This window comes from Roseiterribacter gracilis, from assembly GCA_018332375.1.
In the GTDB taxonomy this organism is placed as follows: Bacteria; Pseudomonadota; Alphaproteobacteria; order BOG-932; family Roseiterribacteraceae; genus Roseiterribacter; species Roseiterribacter gracilis.
This window is the reverse complement of sequence record BOPV01000001.1, coordinates 776779-793225: the sequence shown is the minus strand read 5'-3', so window position 1 is coordinate 793225 and position 16447 is coordinate 776779. Positions and strand designations below refer to the sequence as shown.

General features: G+C 63.4%; 14 protein-coding genes and 1 pseudogene. 3 read left to right on the top strand and 12 right to left on the bottom strand.

The features are described 5' to 3' along the window. Positions 1–3: 3 nt before the first annotated feature. The 4 genes from ntrX to TMPK1_RS03880 form a co-directional block, all read right to left on the bottom strand. Positions 4–1431, bottom strand: coding sequence for a nitrogen assimilation response regulator NtrX (gene ntrX, locus TMPK1_RS03895; RefSeq protein WP_420241562.1), 1428 nt, complete (start codon positions 1429–1431; stop codon positions 4–6). Next, a complete protein-coding gene (locus tag TMPK1_RS03890; protein WP_420241561.1) occupies positions 1421–3655 on the bottom strand; it encodes a sensor histidine kinase NtrY-like in 2235 nt (744 codons plus the stop codon). Before TMPK1_RS03890 ends, ntrX begins: the two co-directional genes overlap by 11 nt. Before the next feature lie 121 nt (positions 3656–3776). Then, positions 3777–5231, bottom strand: a complete 1455-nt coding sequence (gene ntrC / locus TMPK1_RS03885; RefSeq protein WP_420241559.1) for a nitrogen regulation protein NR(I) — start codon at positions 5229–5231, stop codon at positions 3777–3779. After that, entirely contained in the window at positions 5228–6349 is a 1122-nt protein-coding gene (locus TMPK1_RS03880; RefSeq protein ID WP_420241558.1) for a two-component system sensor histidine kinase NtrB, read from the bottom strand. The genes ntrC and TMPK1_RS03880 overlap by 4 nt, the downstream gene beginning before the upstream one ends. Positions 6350–6403: 54 nt before the next feature. Here TMPK1_RS03880 and TMPK1_RS03875 point away from each other — a divergent pair, with 54 nt between their 5' ends. Together TMPK1_RS03875 and TMPK1_RS03870 are read left to right on the top strand one after the other, a co-directional pair. Then, positions 6404–7540, top strand: a complete 1137-nt coding sequence (locus tag TMPK1_RS03875) for a bifunctional 2-C-methyl-D-erythritol 4-phosphate cytidylyltransferase/2-C-methyl-D-erythritol 2,4-cyclodiphosphate synthase (RefSeq protein ID WP_420245611.1) — start codon at positions 6404–6406, stop codon at positions 7538–7540. Beyond that, entirely contained in the window at positions 7537–8070 is a 534-nt protein-coding gene (locus tag TMPK1_RS03870) for a CinA family protein (RefSeq protein ID WP_420241557.1), read from the top strand. The genes TMPK1_RS03875 and TMPK1_RS03870 overlap by 4 nt, the downstream gene beginning before the upstream one ends. Here TMPK1_RS03870 and TMPK1_RS03865 read toward each other — a convergent pair. Continuing rightward, entirely contained in the window at positions 8067–8498 is a 432-nt protein-coding gene (locus tag TMPK1_RS03865) for a type II toxin-antitoxin system RatA family toxin (RefSeq protein ID WP_420241556.1), read from the bottom strand. The genes TMPK1_RS03870 and TMPK1_RS03865 overlap by 4 nt on opposite strands. Positions 8499–8502: 4 nt before the next feature. After that, positions 8503–9471, bottom strand: a pseudogene (gene lipA / locus TMPK1_RS03860) (lipoyl synthase); the annotation flags it as partial. A 149-nt stretch (positions 9472–9620) separates the two neighbouring features. Between lipA and TMPK1_RS03855 the strand changes: the two are divergent. Continuing rightward, positions 9621–10451 carry a PEP-CTERM sorting domain-containing protein gene (locus TMPK1_RS03855; protein WP_420241555.1) on the top strand — a complete coding sequence of 277 codons (831 nt, stop codon included), beginning with the start codon at positions 9621–9623 and terminating at the stop codon, positions 10449–10451. Positions 10452–10469: 18 nt separating this feature from the next. On the opposite strand, the gene lpdA is transcribed toward TMPK1_RS03855, so the two are convergent. From lpdA to TMPK1_RS03825, 6 genes are all read right to left on the bottom strand, one after another. Beyond that, entirely contained in the window at positions 10470–11870 is a 1401-nt protein-coding gene (gene lpdA / locus TMPK1_RS03850) for a dihydrolipoyl dehydrogenase (RefSeq protein ID WP_420241553.1), read from the bottom strand. Then, positions 11870–12229 carry a cupin domain-containing protein gene (locus TMPK1_RS03845; RefSeq protein ID WP_420241552.1) on the bottom strand — a complete coding sequence of 120 codons (360 nt, stop codon included), beginning with the start codon at positions 12227–12229 and terminating at the stop codon, positions 11870–11872. The genes lpdA and TMPK1_RS03845 overlap by 1 nt, the downstream gene beginning before the upstream one ends. Next, positions 12226–13530, bottom strand: a complete 1305-nt coding sequence (locus TMPK1_RS03840) for a pyruvate dehydrogenase complex dihydrolipoamide acetyltransferase (protein ID WP_420241551.1) — start codon at positions 13528–13530, stop codon at positions 12226–12228. Before TMPK1_RS03840 ends, TMPK1_RS03845 begins: the two co-directional genes overlap by 4 nt. Continuing rightward, positions 13530–14921 carry a pyruvate dehydrogenase complex E1 component subunit beta gene (locus TMPK1_RS03835; protein ID WP_420241550.1) on the bottom strand — a complete coding sequence of 464 codons (1392 nt, stop codon included), beginning with the start codon at positions 14919–14921 and terminating at the stop codon, positions 13530–13532. The genes TMPK1_RS03840 and TMPK1_RS03835 overlap by 1 nt, the downstream gene beginning before the upstream one ends. A gap of 4 nt (positions 14922–14925) precedes the next feature. After that, a complete protein-coding gene (pdhA, locus tag TMPK1_RS03830; protein WP_420241549.1) occupies positions 14926–15933 on the bottom strand; it encodes a pyruvate dehydrogenase (acetyl-transferring) E1 component subunit alpha in 1008 nt (335 codons plus the stop codon). A 163-nt stretch (positions 15934–16096) separates the two neighbouring features. Continuing rightward, positions 16097–16408, bottom strand: coding sequence for an FtsB family cell division protein (locus TMPK1_RS03825; protein WP_420241548.1), 312 nt, complete (start codon positions 16406–16408; stop codon positions 16097–16099). Positions 16409–16447: the final 39 nt, after the last annotated feature.

Genomic DNA, 16447 nt, shown 5'->3' with positions numbered 1-16447 from the left:
GGATCAGGTTCCGGTGGCGCGTTCAGGCGGCAGCGCTGCGGGTCCTTGCCCGCGATCCGCAGCCGGCACACCGAGCGATTTCAGCTTGCGGTGCAAGGCCGAACGCTCCATTCCGACAAAGGCGGCGGTGCGCGAAATGTTGCCGCCGAACCGGTTCACCTGCGCCAGAAGATATTCGCGCTCGAACACTTCGCGCGCATCGCGCAGCGGCAGGCTCATGATTTCGGCGCCTTTGTCCCAACGGACCACAGCCGGCGCGATGGAACCGATTTCCGGCGGCAGCATGTCGGCGCGGATCGGTTCGCGCGGTTCGCCCGCCCCCATGATCAGCAGCCAATCCACCACATTGCGCAGCTGGCGCACATTGCCCGGCCAGTCATAGGCCTGCAGCGCCGCGATCGCGTCTTCGCCGAAATCACGCGCCGGTACGCCGCCGATTTCCGACGCGCGTTCCATGAAATGGCGCGCCAGCAACGGAATGTCTTCGCGCCGTTCGGTCAGCGATGGCACGCGGATCGGCACGACGTTCAGACGGTAAAACAGATCGGTGCGGAACCGGCCCGCAGCCATTTCGGCGGTCAGGTCGCGGTTCGACGTCGCGATCACGCGCACATCGACTTCGACTTTGGTCGAGCCGCCGACACGTTCGAACGTCTGCTCCTGCAGCGCGCGAACCATCTTGCCCTGCGTCTCGAGCGTCATGTCGGCGACTTCGTCGAGCAGCAACGTGCCGCCATGCGCCTGTTCGAGGACGCCGATTTTGCGGCCCGCGCCGTCGACCGCGTATTCGGTGCCGAATACTTCGATCTCAAGCCGTTCGGGGCGGATGGTGGCGCAGTTGAGCACCACGAACGTGCCAGTCGAACGCTTCGAGCGCGCGTGTAGCAGTCGTGCGACGACTTCTTTGCCGCTGCCCGGCGCGCCAGTGATCAAGACGCGGCTGCCGGTCGGCGCCACCTTCTCAACCACATGCCGCACTTGGTGAATGGCCGGCGACGTTCCGAGTAGATCGGCGGTGGCACCCGCGCGCAGACGCAGCTCTTCGTTTTCGCGTTTCAGCCGCGCGGATTCCAGTGCGCGATCGACAATCAGCAGCAGACGATCGGCCTTGAACGGCTTTTCGATGAAGTCGTAGGCACCCTTGCGGATCGCAGCGACGGCGGTCTCGATCGTGCCGTGCCCCGAGATCATCACCACTGGAAGCGTCGGGTGATGTTTCTGGATCTGATCGAGCAGTTCCAGCCCGTCCATGCGGCTGCCTTCGAGCCACACATCGAGAATCACCAAGGCCGGCTGCCGTGCGCGCAGCGCCGTCAGCGCCGCTTCGCTCGTCGCAGCTTGCCGAGTGGTGAACCCCTCGTCCTGCAGGATGCCGCCGATCAACAGCCGAATATCGGCTTCGTCGTCGACGATGAGAATGTCACGCGCCATGCGTCGCCGTACGTTTTTTGGGGTTCGCCGAATCGTCGCGTGACGACTCATCCGAGCCAGATTGTGATTCGACAGCGCCGACCGAGAAGGTCAAGGAAACGATCGCGCCGCCACCGGGACGGTCGGTAAGCGCAAGCTCACCGCCGTGGTCTTCCATGATCTTCTTAACGATGGCGAGACCAAGGCCGGTACCTTTGGTGCGCGTCGTCACATAGGGCTCGGTCAGCCGCTCGCGATCAGGCGGCAAGCCCTTGCCGTCGTCTGCGACCTCGATCCGGACCTGGCGGTCGCCTGGAACGATGCGCAGCCAAACATGGCCGCTTTTGTCGCCGCCATCGGCGCGGCCGTCGATCGCGTCGGCCGCGTTCTGCAGCAGGTTGGTCAGCGCCTGGCCGATTTGACGCCCGTCGCACAGCGCGAAGACCGGCAAATCGGGCGCTTCAATTTCGTACTTCACGCGGGCGTGCGCTTGGCGCTGCAGGAACACGGCCTGGCGCGCCAAGTCGGTCAGGCTTTCGCGCCGCATCACCGGCGCCGGCATGCGCGCAAACGACGAGAACTCGTCGACCATGCGTCCGATATCCGTCACCTGCCGCACAATCGTGTCGGTGCAGGTTTTGAACGTCTCGGGATCCGACGTGATCTCGCTCAGATATTTCCGCTTGAGCCGCTCCGCCGACAGCTGGATCGGCGTCAGCGGATTCTTGATCTCATGCGCAATGCGTCGCGCAACGTCGGCCCATGCGGCCTGGCGCTGCGCACCGACCAGATCGGTGATGTCGTCGAACGTCACGACATGGCCGCGCGCAGGCTGATCGGCGTGCGGTTCAGCCGCGATGCGCACGAGCAACGTGCGTGTCGGCTGGCCCGGACGTTTCAGTTGCAAGTGATCTTCCAGCGCGCGGTCGCCGCGCAATCCTGTCTGTGCCAGCAGCGGTTCGAATTCCGGCACGATTTCCACCAGCGGCCGCCCGACCATTTCGCCCGGTGCCAGTTGGAGAAAATCCATCGCCGCCTGATTGGCGATCGTGATGCGTTGTTCCTGGTCGAGACCAAGCACACCCGCTGACACACCGGACAACACGGTCTCGGTAAAGCGGCGGCGCGCATCGACCTGCCGGTTGGCTTCGATCAGTTCGCGTCGCTGGCTTTCGAGCTGGCTGGTCATGCGGTTGAAGGCACGACCCAGCGCCGCAATCTCGTCGTCGGACCGGTGCGCTTCGACGACACGCGCTGACAGATCGCCCGCGCGCACCTGCTCGGCCGCATCGATCAATTCCGCCAATGGCTGCGCCAGCTGTTTGGCAAAACGCACGCCGAACCAAATCGCGACGACCAGCAGCAACAGCGCCACGACCAGGAAGATCAGCGACATCGTGATCTGCAGGCCCGAACGCCGGCCTTCGAGCTCGGTATAGTCTTTCACCGCGCTCTCGGCCTTTTCCATATGGCCGAGCACTTTCTCCGCGATCGTGCGACCGACATAGAGATAGGCGTTGTCGGGCGAATAGACGTAGCGGTTGAGGAAGATCAGCGCGCGAACGCGGTCTTCCTTTTCGCCGACGAGATAAATCGGCTGACCGGTTTGCCGCGCCTGATCAATCTGGTCTTGTCGCGGCATCTCGGCTTCGAGCGCAAGGCTTAAACCAGCCCGCGCGAGCACAAGACCGCGACCGTCTGCGCTCGATGAGAATATCATCGCTTCTTGCAAATTCTGGCGCGCAACGAAACGCTGCAACCAGAGCTCCAATTCCACCAGGTTTTGGATCGGCGCCTGGTCAAGCTGCAACGCGACCGTGCGCGCGTCGTTCTGGATCGTCTTCTTGTGTTCTTCGAGATAGGCCTGCGCGACGGTCAGTGACTCACCAACCGCGGTTCGAACCCGGTCACCGAACCAGGTCTGCACGCCGAAGTGAAAGAACACGGCCGAGAAGACCGCCATCAAAATCGCCGGCGTCACCGCCAGCATGCCGAAGACGAACACGAAGCGGCCTTGCAGGCGCGTGCCCGCCGCACCGCGTCGGCGGCCGGAATAGAGCTGCAGCAAACGCGGCGCCAACAGCGCGCCCAATGCAAGCAGCACGACAAGATCGGCGATCAGCAGAACGAAGACGGTGCGCGGATGGCCGAACGGCGTGATCGCAGTCAGCGCGGCATAGGTCGCGCCGCCGGCCAGAATCGCCAGCACGACGAACACGACTGCAAGCTTGTTGCCAAAGCCCACGCGTGTGCCCCAGGCGACGAGACGCCTGCGGACGGAATCGGTTGGAGCGTTGTTCGAGGACCTGATCATTCTTGGCATTCGACCCGCTCGACCGAATGCCCCGCATCGGAGCGCTAGCGCGTCACGGATACTTTAGGCCCCGCACCACCTGGATGTCCAATTCGCGGATCTTCTTGCGCAATGTGTTGCGGTTCAGACCCAGCAATTCGGCTGCCTTGATCTGATTGCCCCGCGTCGCGGCCAAAGTCAGCGTAATCAGGGGCCGTTCGACCTCGGTCAGGACGCGGTCATAGATGCCAGCCGCAGGCAAACCGCCCGCATGGGCCTGGAAATACTCCCGCAGATGCCGCTCCACCGCGCCCGACAGGCCTTCGCCATTGGGGCGTGATTCGACCGACGGCGCCGGGGCCGGTGCCAGGTCGGTCAATTCGGACTCGACGACGTCGACCCCGATCGATTCCTGCGCGTACAGCGCGCACAGCCGGCGAACCAGATTTTCCAGCTCGCGCACGTTGCCCGGCCATGCATGCGTTTTCAGCCGGTCGAGCGCGGCTGGCTCGATCGTCTTGCCCTGCAATCCGTCGCGCTCTGCAGCAGCGACAAAATGACGGACCAGCGCTGGAATATCCTCGGTGCGCTCGCGCAGCGGCGGCAAACGGATCGGCACGACGTTCAGACGATAGAACAGATCCTCGCGGAACAATCCCTGTCGGATCAGCCCGCGCAGATCGCGGTGAGTCGCCGCGACGATGCGCACATCAGCTTTGATCGGCGTGCGTCCGCCGATCGACAGAAACTCGCCTTGCTGCAGCACGCGCAGCAGACGCGTCTGCGCTTCCGGCGGCATGTCGCCGATTTCGTCGAGAAACAGCGTGCCGCCTTCGGCCTGTTCGAACCGGCCGATCACGCGCTGAACCGCGCCGGTGAAAGCGCCCTTCTCGTGGCCGAACAATTCGGACTCGATCAACTCGCGCGGGATCGCCGCCATGTTGACGGCCACGAACGGGCCGTTACGGCGCTTGCCATATTCATGCAGCGCGCGCGCCACCAATTCTTTGCCGGTGCCGCTTTCGCCCGCGATCATCACGGTCAAATCGGTCGGCATCAGCCGCGCCATGACACGGTAGATTTCCTGCATCGCCGGCGAACGGCCGATCAGCGGCAATTGCTCTTCGCTGGGCTCGACGTCGTTGGCGATGTTGCTGGCTGCCGGCACGGCCAGCGCGCGTTCCACGATCGCCAGCAGGTCCTTCAAGTCGAACGGTTTCGGCAGATATTCGAAGGCGCCGCGTTCGTTGGCGCGCACCGCCGTCATCAACGTATTCTGCGCGCTCATCACGACCACGCGCAGATCCGGGCGCGTCTTGCGGATGCGCGGCAACAGGTCCAGCCCGTTTTCATCCGGCATCACCACGTCGGTGATCACCAGGTTGCCCTGCCCCTCAGAAACCCATCGCCATAAGGTCGCGGCGTTGCCTGTCGTACGTACGTCATAGCCGTGCCGCGCCAACGCTTGCGTCAGAACGGTACGGATGCCGCGATCATCATCAGCGACGAGGATGGTTGCAGGACTCATTGTTCGGCCACCGGCAAAGAGACGCGGAACACAGTGCGGCCGGGACGGCTGTCGAACTCGACGATGCCGCCATTGTCGGCTGCGATTTTTGCCACCAGCGCCAGGCCCAAGCCGGTGCCGTTGGTCTTGGTCGTCACGAACGCATCGAACAGATGCGGACGGATTTCATCGGGAATGCCGGCACCATTGTCGGTGACGGTGACGAGCAGCGGCAGATGCACGCGATTACCCGTACCCGGCAATGTCAGGCGCAACCCTTGCTGATACGAAGTCGAGAGCACGATCTCGCCGCCGACTTGCGGCGCAGCTTCGGCAGCGTTCTTGATCAGGTTCAGAAACAGACGGATCAGCTGATCGCGATTGGCGTCGACCGGCGGCAGCGACGGATCATAGCGTTCGACGATCCGCACGTTGCGCGCGAAGCCCGCGGCGGCGACTTTGCGCACATGGCCCAGCACTTCGTGCACGTTGATCGCTTCGCGCGGCAGCGACGGCTCGTCGGAAAACAATTCCATCCGATCGACCAGCGCTTTCAGCCGGTCGACTTCATCGCAGATCAAGCGCGTCAATTCGCGGTCGCCGCTGGACGTGATCGCCTGTTCCAGCAGCTGCGCTGCCCCGCGGATCGACAGCAGCGGATTGCGGATTTCATGCGCCAAGGTCGACGCCATCGCGGTCACTGAACGCGCTGCACTTCGGTGCGTCCATTGGCGGTCGAGCTTGTCGGCGATCGAACGTTCGCGCAGCGCGATGGCGACATAATCGGCCGGCAGACCGATCGCCGCGACCTGCACCGTCACTTCGCGTTCACCCAGCCGCGGCAATTCGAGCGACAACCCGCTTTCGGCGATCGAGGCACCGCTGGCAAAGGCTTGGCGCGCCAACGCCGCAATGGCGCTTTCGCCGGGCAGCAGACGTTCGAGCGGACGGCCCAACAGCGACACGGCGCTGATGTCGAAGAACTCCTCCGCTTTCGCGCTGACAAAGCGGATGGTAAGGCTCGAATCCACCGCAAGCACCGCCTGCGGCAGCGCCTGCAGGATCGCAGCGGCATCAAGCGCCGCACCGCGCCGGTCCCGGCGCAGCTCGACGGCTGTAGCTGCTGAATCTTTAGGCATCTTCGAAACTGGCGCTCCTTTGAGCAAAGACTACCCTTAATGGCGCAACGCACAATAAGAGAAGCTGCGGCACTGATCGTCGCAGGCGGCGCCGGAACCCGTCTGGGCGCTGAAATTCCCAAGCAATACTTGGCGTTAGCTGGGCGTCCGCTGATCCGATCGACGATCGAAGCGTTCCTCAAGCACCGCAGCATTTCTCGCGTTCAGGTCGTCATCGGTGCCGGCCAGCGTGAGCATTACGAGCAAGCAGTCGCCGGCCTGGATCTGCCGCCGCCGATCGACGGCGGCGCGACCCGGCAGGACTCTGTGCGCAACGGCCTCGAAGCGCTGGCCGCGGCGGGCGCACCGAGCCAGGTGCTGATCCACGACGCTGCGCGTCCGCTGGTGAGCGAAGCGGTGATCGACCGCGTGCTTGGCGCGCTGGCGTCGCATGAAGGTGCCATCGCCGCCCTGCCCGTCGCCGACACGTTGCGACGGGAAGACGGAACGCCGGTCGATCGCACCGGCGTGTGGCGCGCGCAGACGCCGCAAGGATTTCGCTTCGCCACCATCCTGGCCGCGCATCGCGCTGCGATCGGCCTTGCACTTACCGATGACGCAGCCGTCGCTGAACGCGCCGGCCATCATGTCGAGCTGGTGCTCGGCGACGCCGCCAATTTGAAAGTCACGACGATGGAAGATCTCGCTTTCGCCGAACGTCTTGCGACGCTCAACGACATCCGCATGGGCAGCGGCTTTGACGTGCACACGTTCGGGCCCGGCGATCACGTCTGGCTTGGCGGCGTGCGCATTCCACACGATCACGGTGTCGTTGCGCATTCCGACGGCGACGTCGCGTTGCACGCATTGACCGACGCGATCCTGGGCGCGATCGGCGACGGTGATATCGGAACCCATTTTCCGCCGTCCGACATGAAATGGAAGAATGCCGCCAGCGATCAGTTCCTGGCCCACGCCAACGACTTGGTGCGCGCACGCGGCGGCCGCGTCGTGCATGTCGACATCACCGTGCTTGCCGAAGCACCCAAGGTGGGTCCGCACCGCGCTGCCATGGTGGAAAAGATCGGCGGGATTCTCGGCCTGCCGGCCGACCGCGTCAGCATCAAAGCAACCACGACCGAAGGCATGGGCTTCACCGGTCGTCGCGAAGGTCTTGCAGCGCAAGCCGTGGCGACGGTGCGTCTGCCGTGAGCGAAGACGCCAAGATGGACCAGACTGCGTATTTGCTGCCGCCGGCTGCGATCGCGCTGGCCAAGCAGATGCTGAAACGGGCGCTGGAAACCAAGACCACGATCGCGACTGCGGAAAGCTGCACTGGCGGTCTGATCGCGTCCTCGCTGACCGAAATTCCCGGCGGTTCGAGCATGTTCGAACGCGGCTTCGTCACCTATTCCAACCAAGCCAAGACCGAGATGCTCGGTGTGCCAGCACATCTCATCGCCGACCACGGCGCCGTGTCGGAAGAAGTCGCACGCGCGATGGCGGAAGGCGCCTTGAAGAATTCCAATGCGACGATCGCGGTCTCGACGACAGGCGTTGCCGGTCCCGATGGCGGTACGCCGAAGAAGCCGGTCGGCATGGTCTGTTTCGCCATCGCGACACGCACGCATCCATGCCGTGCCGAAACGATGCATTTCAAAGGTGATCGTGCGCAGGTGCGCTTGGCGTCGGTCGAGCACGCGCTGCGCCTGCTGCTCGAATGTGTGAGCCTTTCGGCCTAACGCCCGTAGAGCTGTTCTGCGCGGGTTTCGAACGCGCCGACCATGCGGCGCACCGCTTCGTGAAACAGCGCGCCCATCACGGCATTCAGCATCGCCGACTTGAATTCAAAATCGAGATGAAACTCGACCGCGCAGCCTTGGGGATGCGGTTCGAAGATCCAGTCATTGTGGAGGTAGCGCATCGGCCCCTCGACATATTCGACGTGGATTTTGCTCTTCGGCGTAAGCGTGACTTTTGATTTGAAGCGTTCGCGGATCAGCTTCCAGCCGATGATCAGATCGGCCCAGAACACATCGCCTTCGCGGCGATCGATGCGCGCGCCGATGCACCAGGGCAGAAATTCCGGATAGCGCTCGACCGCAGCGACGAGATCGTACATCTGCTCCGGCGTGTAAGGCAGAAGCCGCCGCTCGGAATGTTCAGGCACGGATTTATTCTGCGGCAGCGAGCTTGGCGGCGCGGGCTTCGCGCAACCGGCGGAAATCATCGCCGGCGTGATACGAGCTGCGCGTCAGCGGTGACGCCGACACCATCAAGAAGCCTTTGGCGCGCGCCATCGCTTCATACTGCTGAAATTCTTCCGGCGTCACGAACCGATCGACCGGCGCGTGTTTCGGCGTCGGCGCGAGATACTGGCCGATGGTCAGAAAGTCGACGTCGGCAGCGCGCAGATCGTCCATCACCTGCCCGACTTCTTCTTTGCTTTCGCCCAGGCCGACCATGATGCCGGACTTGGTGAAGATGGCGGGATCGATTTCCTTGATGCGCGCCAGCAACTGCAGCGAACCGAAATAGCGCGCACCCGGACGGATCGACGGATACAGGCGCGGCACGGTTTCGAGATTGTGGTTGAACACGTCCGGCGGCGTCGCGGCGATCGTCTCGGCCGCGCCCGGCTTGTTCTTGAAGTCGGGCGTCAGGATTTCGATCGTCGTCTTCGGGCTGCGACGGCGGATCTGCTGAATCGTCTCGACGAAATGCTGTGCGCCGCCATCGTCGAGATCGTCACGATCGACCGACGTCACGACGACATGTTCGAGGCCAAGCTTGCCGATCGCGATCGCAACCCGCAGCGGTTCGTGCGGATCGAGATTGTCGGGCTTGCCGGTGGCGACGTTGCAGAAGGCGCAGGCGCGCGTGCAAGTCGCGCCCAGGATCATGAAGGTCGCGTGCTTCTTGGCCCAGCATTCGCCGATATTCGGGCAGGCGGCTTCTTCGCAGACGGTCGACAGGCTCATGCCGCGCATCAGCTCTTTGGTCTCGAAATATTCTTTCGAGGTCGGAGCTTTGACGCGGATCCAGTCCGGCTTGCGCGCGATCGGATTGTCCGGGCGCTTGGCCTTTTCGGGATGGCGGAGCTTGGGGTCGGTCGGGGCGCTCATAACGTCAGGCAAGATAGGTCGGTCGCTGAGCGATCGCTACCACCCCGGTCTGGCGGCCCACGCGCGTCAGCCCCGCGTCTAATTGCAGTTTGGAAGCGCGGAACAACCCCGACGCGTTCGACTTGAGTTCCGGAAGTGTTGAATTCCTGCCGCAGCCAGCAAAGCCCGTGTCCCGCAAACCCCTCGCCACGACGATTGCCCTTCTTTTCGCGATGCCCGCCGCAGCCGGCAGCATCGATTGCCAGCCGATCCCGCCGCGCCAATCGATCGCGGCCGCGGTAATTCCCGCGGTTGCAGCGGCCAGTTCGGCGCCGGCCAAGCGCCACCACATTCGCAAGGCGCGAGTCCAGCAAGCCGGCATCGGCATGGCGGCGGCGGACTCACACCCGCCCCGCATCCATCGCACAAAGCCGCGAGTCGTCGCCAAGCCAGCCGCCGCACCCCTGCCGGTCGCCGCTGCGACGCCGCCATTGCCCGCCTATTGTCGCCAGACCGTGCCCGGCGCGGTGCTGGCGCCGCTCGCCGCACCTGCTTCGCCGTTGGGGCGCTTGCGCAACGCCGCCGCCTCGCCCGCCCTCTATGCCGCTGGCGGTGCGTCTGCGCCGGTTGGGTCGTCAGCGACGCCCACGGGACTTTCGTCGAGCGCCGTCGCGCAATTCCCGACCGCCATCGACACCGTCCACAACACGCCGGCGATTGGCGTTCCCGGCATCGATTTTCCGACCAGTCCGACAGGCGCCTTCCCAACCGTCGACCACACGACGCCCGTGACCACGACTCCCGAAATTCCGGTCACGACGGTGATCTTGCCGCCGCTTACAACGCCAATCACAACGCCGAGCCTGCCGACAATCACGCCGATCGTGATCGTCGACACGACGCCGCCCGGCGGCGCAACGCCGGACGTGCCGCAGCAAGTACCGGAGCCAGACTCGCTGGTGTTGTTTCTGTCGGGGCTTGGCGCGCTGGTCGGCGCGCGGTGGCGGGTGCAGCGCTAGCGCCGCACCCGACGCGCGTCAGATGTGGATCACGCGTCCGTACGCGTCGAGCACGCTTTCGTGCATCGTTTCCGAGATGGTCGGATGCGGGAAGATCGTTTCCATCAGCTCGGCTTCGGTCAGTTCGCCGGTCTTGGCGATGACATAGCCCTGGATCAGCTCGGTCACTTCGGCGCCGACCATGTGGGCGCCGAGTAGCTCGCCCGTCTTGGCATCGAAGATCGTCTTCACCAGCCCCTGCGGCTCGCCCATCGCCACGGCCTTGCCGTTGCCGATGAACGGGAAACGGCCGACGCGGACTTCGCGGCCTTCTTTCTTGGCGCGTGCCTCGGTCCAGCCGACGCTCGCCACCTGCGGCGTGCAGTAGGTGCAGCCTGGAATGTTCTCGACCTTCATCTTGTGCGGATGCAGGCCGGCGATCGCTTCGACGCAGATGATGCCTTCGTGGCTCGCCTTGTGTGCCAGCCAGGGCGGGCTGACCACGTCGCCGATCGCGTAAATGCCGGGCTCCCCGGTACGCAGATATTCATCGACCTGAATGAAGCCGCGATCGGTCTTCACGCCTTTGACCGTGTCCAAGCCGACTTCTTCGATATTGCCGACGATGCCGACCGCCGAAATGACGCGGTCGACTTCGAGCGTCTCGGTCTTGCCGTCGGCTTCGATCGTCGCGACGACGCTGTTGGTCTTCTTGTCGAGCTTGGTGACCTTGGCGCCGGTCCGGATCTTGATGCCCTGCTTCTCGAACGCCTTGCGCGCGAAAGCCGAGATCTCTTCGTCTTCGACCGGCAGAATCCGGTCGAGCAATTCGACCACCGTGACTTCGCTGCCAAGCGTGCGGAAGAAGCTGGCGAATTCGATGCCGATGGCGCCCGAACCGACGACCAGCAGACGCTGCGGCTGTTCTTTCGGCACCAACGCTTCGCGATACGACCAGACCAGCTTGCCGTCGACTTCGAGGCCCGGCAGTTGCCGCGCGCGCGCGCCGGTCGCGAGAATGATGTGCTTGGCCACGACCTCGGTCGTTGCGCCATCCTTGGTGACGTTCAGCTTGCCGCGCCCGTTCAGCTTGGCGTCGCCCTGAATGACCGTGACCTTGTTCTTCTTCATCAGGAACGCGATGCCTTGCGACATCTGCTTCGCGACGCCGCGCGAACGTTCCACGATCTTGGTCAGATCAAACGAGACTTTGCCTTCAACCTTGAGGCCGAACTGCTCGGCATGAGTCAGCATGTGATAGACGTCGCTCGAACGCAGCAACGCCTTGGTCGGAATACAGCCCCAGTTGAGGCAGATGCCGCCCAGTTCGGCGCGCTCGACCATCGCAACTTTCATCTTGAGCTGCGCGGCACGAATGGCGGCGACATAGCCGCCCGGGCCGCTGCCGACGACGACCAGATCGAATTCCTGTGCGGCCATCAGATACGCTCCAGAACGGCGGTGCGTTCGCTTTCGTGCTCGCCGGTATTGCGCGTGCCGGCGGTCTCAATCATCAGAATTTCGGCGGTGGGCTCAGCCACCGGCAGATGTTCGGTGCCGCGCGGAACGACGATCATCTGTCCCGGCAACACGACTGCGTCCTTGTCGCGAAAGCGCATCCGCAGCTTGCCGCTGACGACCAGAAACATCTCGTCGGCATCGTCGTGCCGATGCCATTCGAATTCGCCGTCGATCTTTGCGATGCGAACTTCCTGGCCGTTCACTTCGGCCAGGATTTTCGGCTGCCAGGTCTCCGAGAAGCTCGCGAATTTCTTGGCGAGGTCGATGACCTGGGTCACGAAATCAACCCGAACGGATTCTCGATCAACGCTTGGAAGGCCTGCAGATAGACAGCGCCCAAGGCACCGTCGACGGCGCGATGATCGACCGACAAGGTGCACGACATCATCGTCGCGACTTCGACCTTGCCGTCTTTCACGATCGCGCGCTGCTCGCCCGCGCCAACCGCGAGAATGCAAGCCTGCGGCGGATTGATGATCGCTTCGAACTGCTTGATCCCGAACATGCCGAGGTTCGACACCGAGAAAGTGCCGCCCTGATATTCTTCGGGCTTCAACTTGCCGGCGCGTGCGCGCGTGCCGAGGTCGCGCATCTCTTTCGAGATCTGCGCCAGGCTTTTGGTTTCCGCTGCCTTGATCACCGGCGTGATCAGACCGTTGTCGGTCGCGACCGCAACCGACACGTCGGCATGTTCGAATTTCAGAATCGCTTCGTCGGTGAAATAGACGTTGGCGTCCGGCACTTTCTTGAGCGCCAGCGCCGCGGCGCGAATGACGAAGTCGTTGACCGAGATCTTTGAGCCTTCGACCGCAGCGTTCATCTTCGAACGCAACGCCAGCAGTTCGTCGAGATTGCAGTCGAGCGTTAGATAGAAATGCGGGACGGTCTGTTTGGCTTCGGTCAGGCGGCGCGCAATGACTTTGCGCACGCCCGAATTCGGCACCACGTCGTATTTCATCTTCAGCGCATCGGCGAGGCCGCGCGCATCGACGCTGCTCTTCGGTGCAGCACCACCGCCGACGCTCGGCGCTGCAGCTTTCGTTGCAGTGCCGCCCTTGGCGGCTGCTTCGACATCGGCTTTTACGATCCGGCCGTGCGGGCCACTGCCCTGTACTTTGCTGAGATCGATTTTGCTTTGCTCGGCGATGCGCTTGGCGAGCGGGCTCGCAATCACGCGCGAGCCATTTGCCTGCGCCTGCACCGGCGGCTTGGACGCCGGCGGCTCTTGTTTGGCGGGCGCGCTGCTCGGCGGTTCTTTTGCCGGTGCTGCGGGCGCCGGTGTCGGCGGCTCCTGCTTCTTCGGCGCCGGTGCTGCACTTGCAGCGCCGGGCTTTTCGCCTTCACCCAACAGCTTTGCGATCACCGCGTTGACGGCGACGCCTTCGGTGCCTTCCGGCACCAGGATTTCGCCCAACGTGCCTTCATCGACCGCTTCGACTTCCATCGTCGCTTTGTCGGTTTCGATTTCGGCGATCACATCGCCCGACGAAATCTTGTCGCCGGTCTTCTTCACCCACTTGGCGAGCTTGCCCTCGGTCATCGTGGGCGAGAGCGCCGGCATCAGAATGTCGATCGCCATCAGCGGTAGCTCACCTTTTTCGCGGCTTCGACAATGTGCTCAACCTGCGGCAGCGCGAGCTTCTCGAGATTGGCGGCGTATGGCAGCGGAACGTCGACGCCGTAGACGCGCGCGACCGGCGCATCGAGATCGTCGAAGAAGTTCTCCATTGCGATCGCAGCCATCTCGCTGCCGATGCCGGCGAACGGCCAGCCTTCTTCGCACGAGACCAGACGGTTGGTCTTCTTCACCGAGTTGGTGATCGTCTCGACGTCGAGCGGACGGATGGTGCGCAGATCGATCACTTCCGCATCGATCCCGTCCTTGGCCAATTGCTCGGCGGCGGCCAGCGCCAGGCCGACCATGCGGCTATAGGCCGTGATGGTGACGTCTTTGCCCGGACGCGCGATGCGCGCCTTGCCGATCGGAACGATGAAGTTCTCGTCGACCGGCACATCGAACGCGGTGCCGTACATCAGCTCGTGTTCGAGGAACACGACCGGGTTCGGATCGCGGATCGCCGCCTTCAACAAGCCCTTGGCGTCTGCGGCAGTGTATGGCGCCAGTACGTAGAGACCGGGCACGTGCGCGTACCATGACGCGTAATCCTGGCTGTGCTGCGCGCCGACGCGCGAGGCGACGCCGTTCGGACCGCGAAACACGATCGAGCAGCCCATCTGGCCGCCCGACATGTATTGCGTCTTCGCAGCCGAGTTCACGATCTGGTCGATCGCCTGCATGGCGAAGTTCCAGGTCATGAATTCGACGATCGGCTTCAAGCCGTTGAACGCAGCGCCAACACCAAGACCAGCGAAGCCCTGTTCGGTGATCGGCGTGTCGATCACGCGCTCAGCGCCGAATTCGTCGAGCAAGCCCTGGCTGACTTTGTAAGCGCCGTTGTACTCGGCGACTTCCTCGCCCATGAGAAACACGGTCTCGTCGCGCCGCATTTCTTCGGCCATCGCGTCGCGCAACGCTTCGCGGACGGTCTTGCTCGCAGTCGTCTCGTAGAACTTGGCTTCTTCGGCCGGGAACGACTTGGCTTCCGGCTTGGGCGGCACTGGCGCAGCAGCCGGCGCCTTCGCTTCCGACTTTGCGTCTGCTTTCGGCGCGTCGTCGCTCTTGGCGGCCGGCGGCGGCGCGGCAGCGGCCTTGCCGTTCGCGGCGCCGTTGGCAGCACCATTCAGCTGCGCGATCGGCGTGTTGACCGCGACGCCTTCGGTGCCTTCGGCAACCAGGATCTTGGTCAAGGTACCTTCGTCGACCGCTTCGACTTCCATCGTCGCTTTGTCGGTTTCGATTTCGGCGATCACGTCACCGGCGGTGATGGTGTCGCCTTCCTTTTTGAGCCACTTGGAAAGCTTGCCTTCGGTCATGGTCGGCGACAGCGCCGGCATCAGAATGTCGGTCATCTTGTCAGGCCTCGACCATCACGTCGGTCCAGAGTTCTTTCGGATCGGGTTCAGGGCTTTGCTGCGCAAAGTCCGCCGCTTCAACCACGATCGCGCGGATCTCGTTGTCGATCTCCTTCAGCGTCGCTTCATCGGCGAGCTTCTGTTCGATCATCTTCGACTTCAGCAGTTCGATCGGGTCGTGATGCTTGCGCATGTCTTCGACCTCGTCTTTCGAACGGTATTTGCCCGGATCCGACATCGAGTGACCGCGATAGCGGTACGTCTTCATCTCGAGGATCATCGGACCGTTGCCGGCGCGCACATATTCGGTCGCTTCGATCGCAGCCTTGTAGACCGCGAGCACATCCATGCCGTCGACGACTTTGCCCGGAATGCCGTAGGCCGCACCGCGCTGATGGAGATCGCCAGCGGCGCCGCGCGCCTGGCTGGTGCCCATCGCGTATTTGTTGTTCTCGATGATGTAGAGCACCGGCAGCTTCCAAAGCGCTGCCATGTTGAAGCTCTCATAGACTTGGCCTTGGTTGATCGCGCCGTCACCGCACGACGTCACCGAGAGCAGCCCGTCTTTTTTGTATTTGTGCGCGAAGGCCAGGCCAGTCCCCAACGGAACCTGCGCACCGACGATGCCGTGGCCGCCGAAGAATTTCTTCTCGCGGCTGAACATGTGCATCGAGCCGCCTTTGCCCTTTGAGTAACCGGTGGCACGTCCGGTCAACTCCGCCATCACGCCCTTGGGATCCATGCCGCAAGCCAGCATGTGCCCGTGGTCGCGATAGGCGGTGATGATGCTGTCGCCTTCTTTCAGCGTCGCCTGGGTTCCGACGACGACTGCTTCCTGGCCGATATAGAGGTGGCAGAAGCCCCCGATCAGACCCATGCCGTAAAGCTGGCCGGCGCGCTCTTCGAAGCGGCGGATCATCAGCATGTCGCGATAGAATTGGCGGAGCAGATTGTGCGAGGGCTCCGCGCCACCCGGCTTCGTGGCAGTTTTCTCGGCGGCTTTAGCCATTTCACTCCCCTGCCGCGGGCCGGTCCCCTTTGGACCCAGCTGGCGGCGCGCATCGAACGTTGATGTCGAAATTCGCTAAAGAGAGCTACCGCTGCACCCCCGCCCTGGCAAGGTATCGGGCCAGAACAAATACGCGGGTCAACGTGCCGGAAAACGAGGCAAATCAGTGTTTGCGGCGCAGCACGACCACCTCGTCGGGAGCGGCGTAGTTGAGCAGCGTGCGGGCGCGCTCATCGAGCCGATCGACATCCAAACTTTCGGGCCGCAGCGACGCAACTTTCTTCTGCAGCCCCTCGCGGTTGGTCTGCAGCGTGGCGAGCTGACCTTCTGACCGCGCGACCTGCCCCTGCAACCGCGTAAGGGTCATGAGTCCGCGATCACCCTGCACCGTGTAGTACGCAAAGTACGCGACGAGGCAGGCTCCGGAGACGGGGCCAAGTATCTGCAGCAGCTTTCGGCGAAGACGCGAACCCATGATGGGGCGGACGGAATCACACGGTGATTCGCTCGGTCA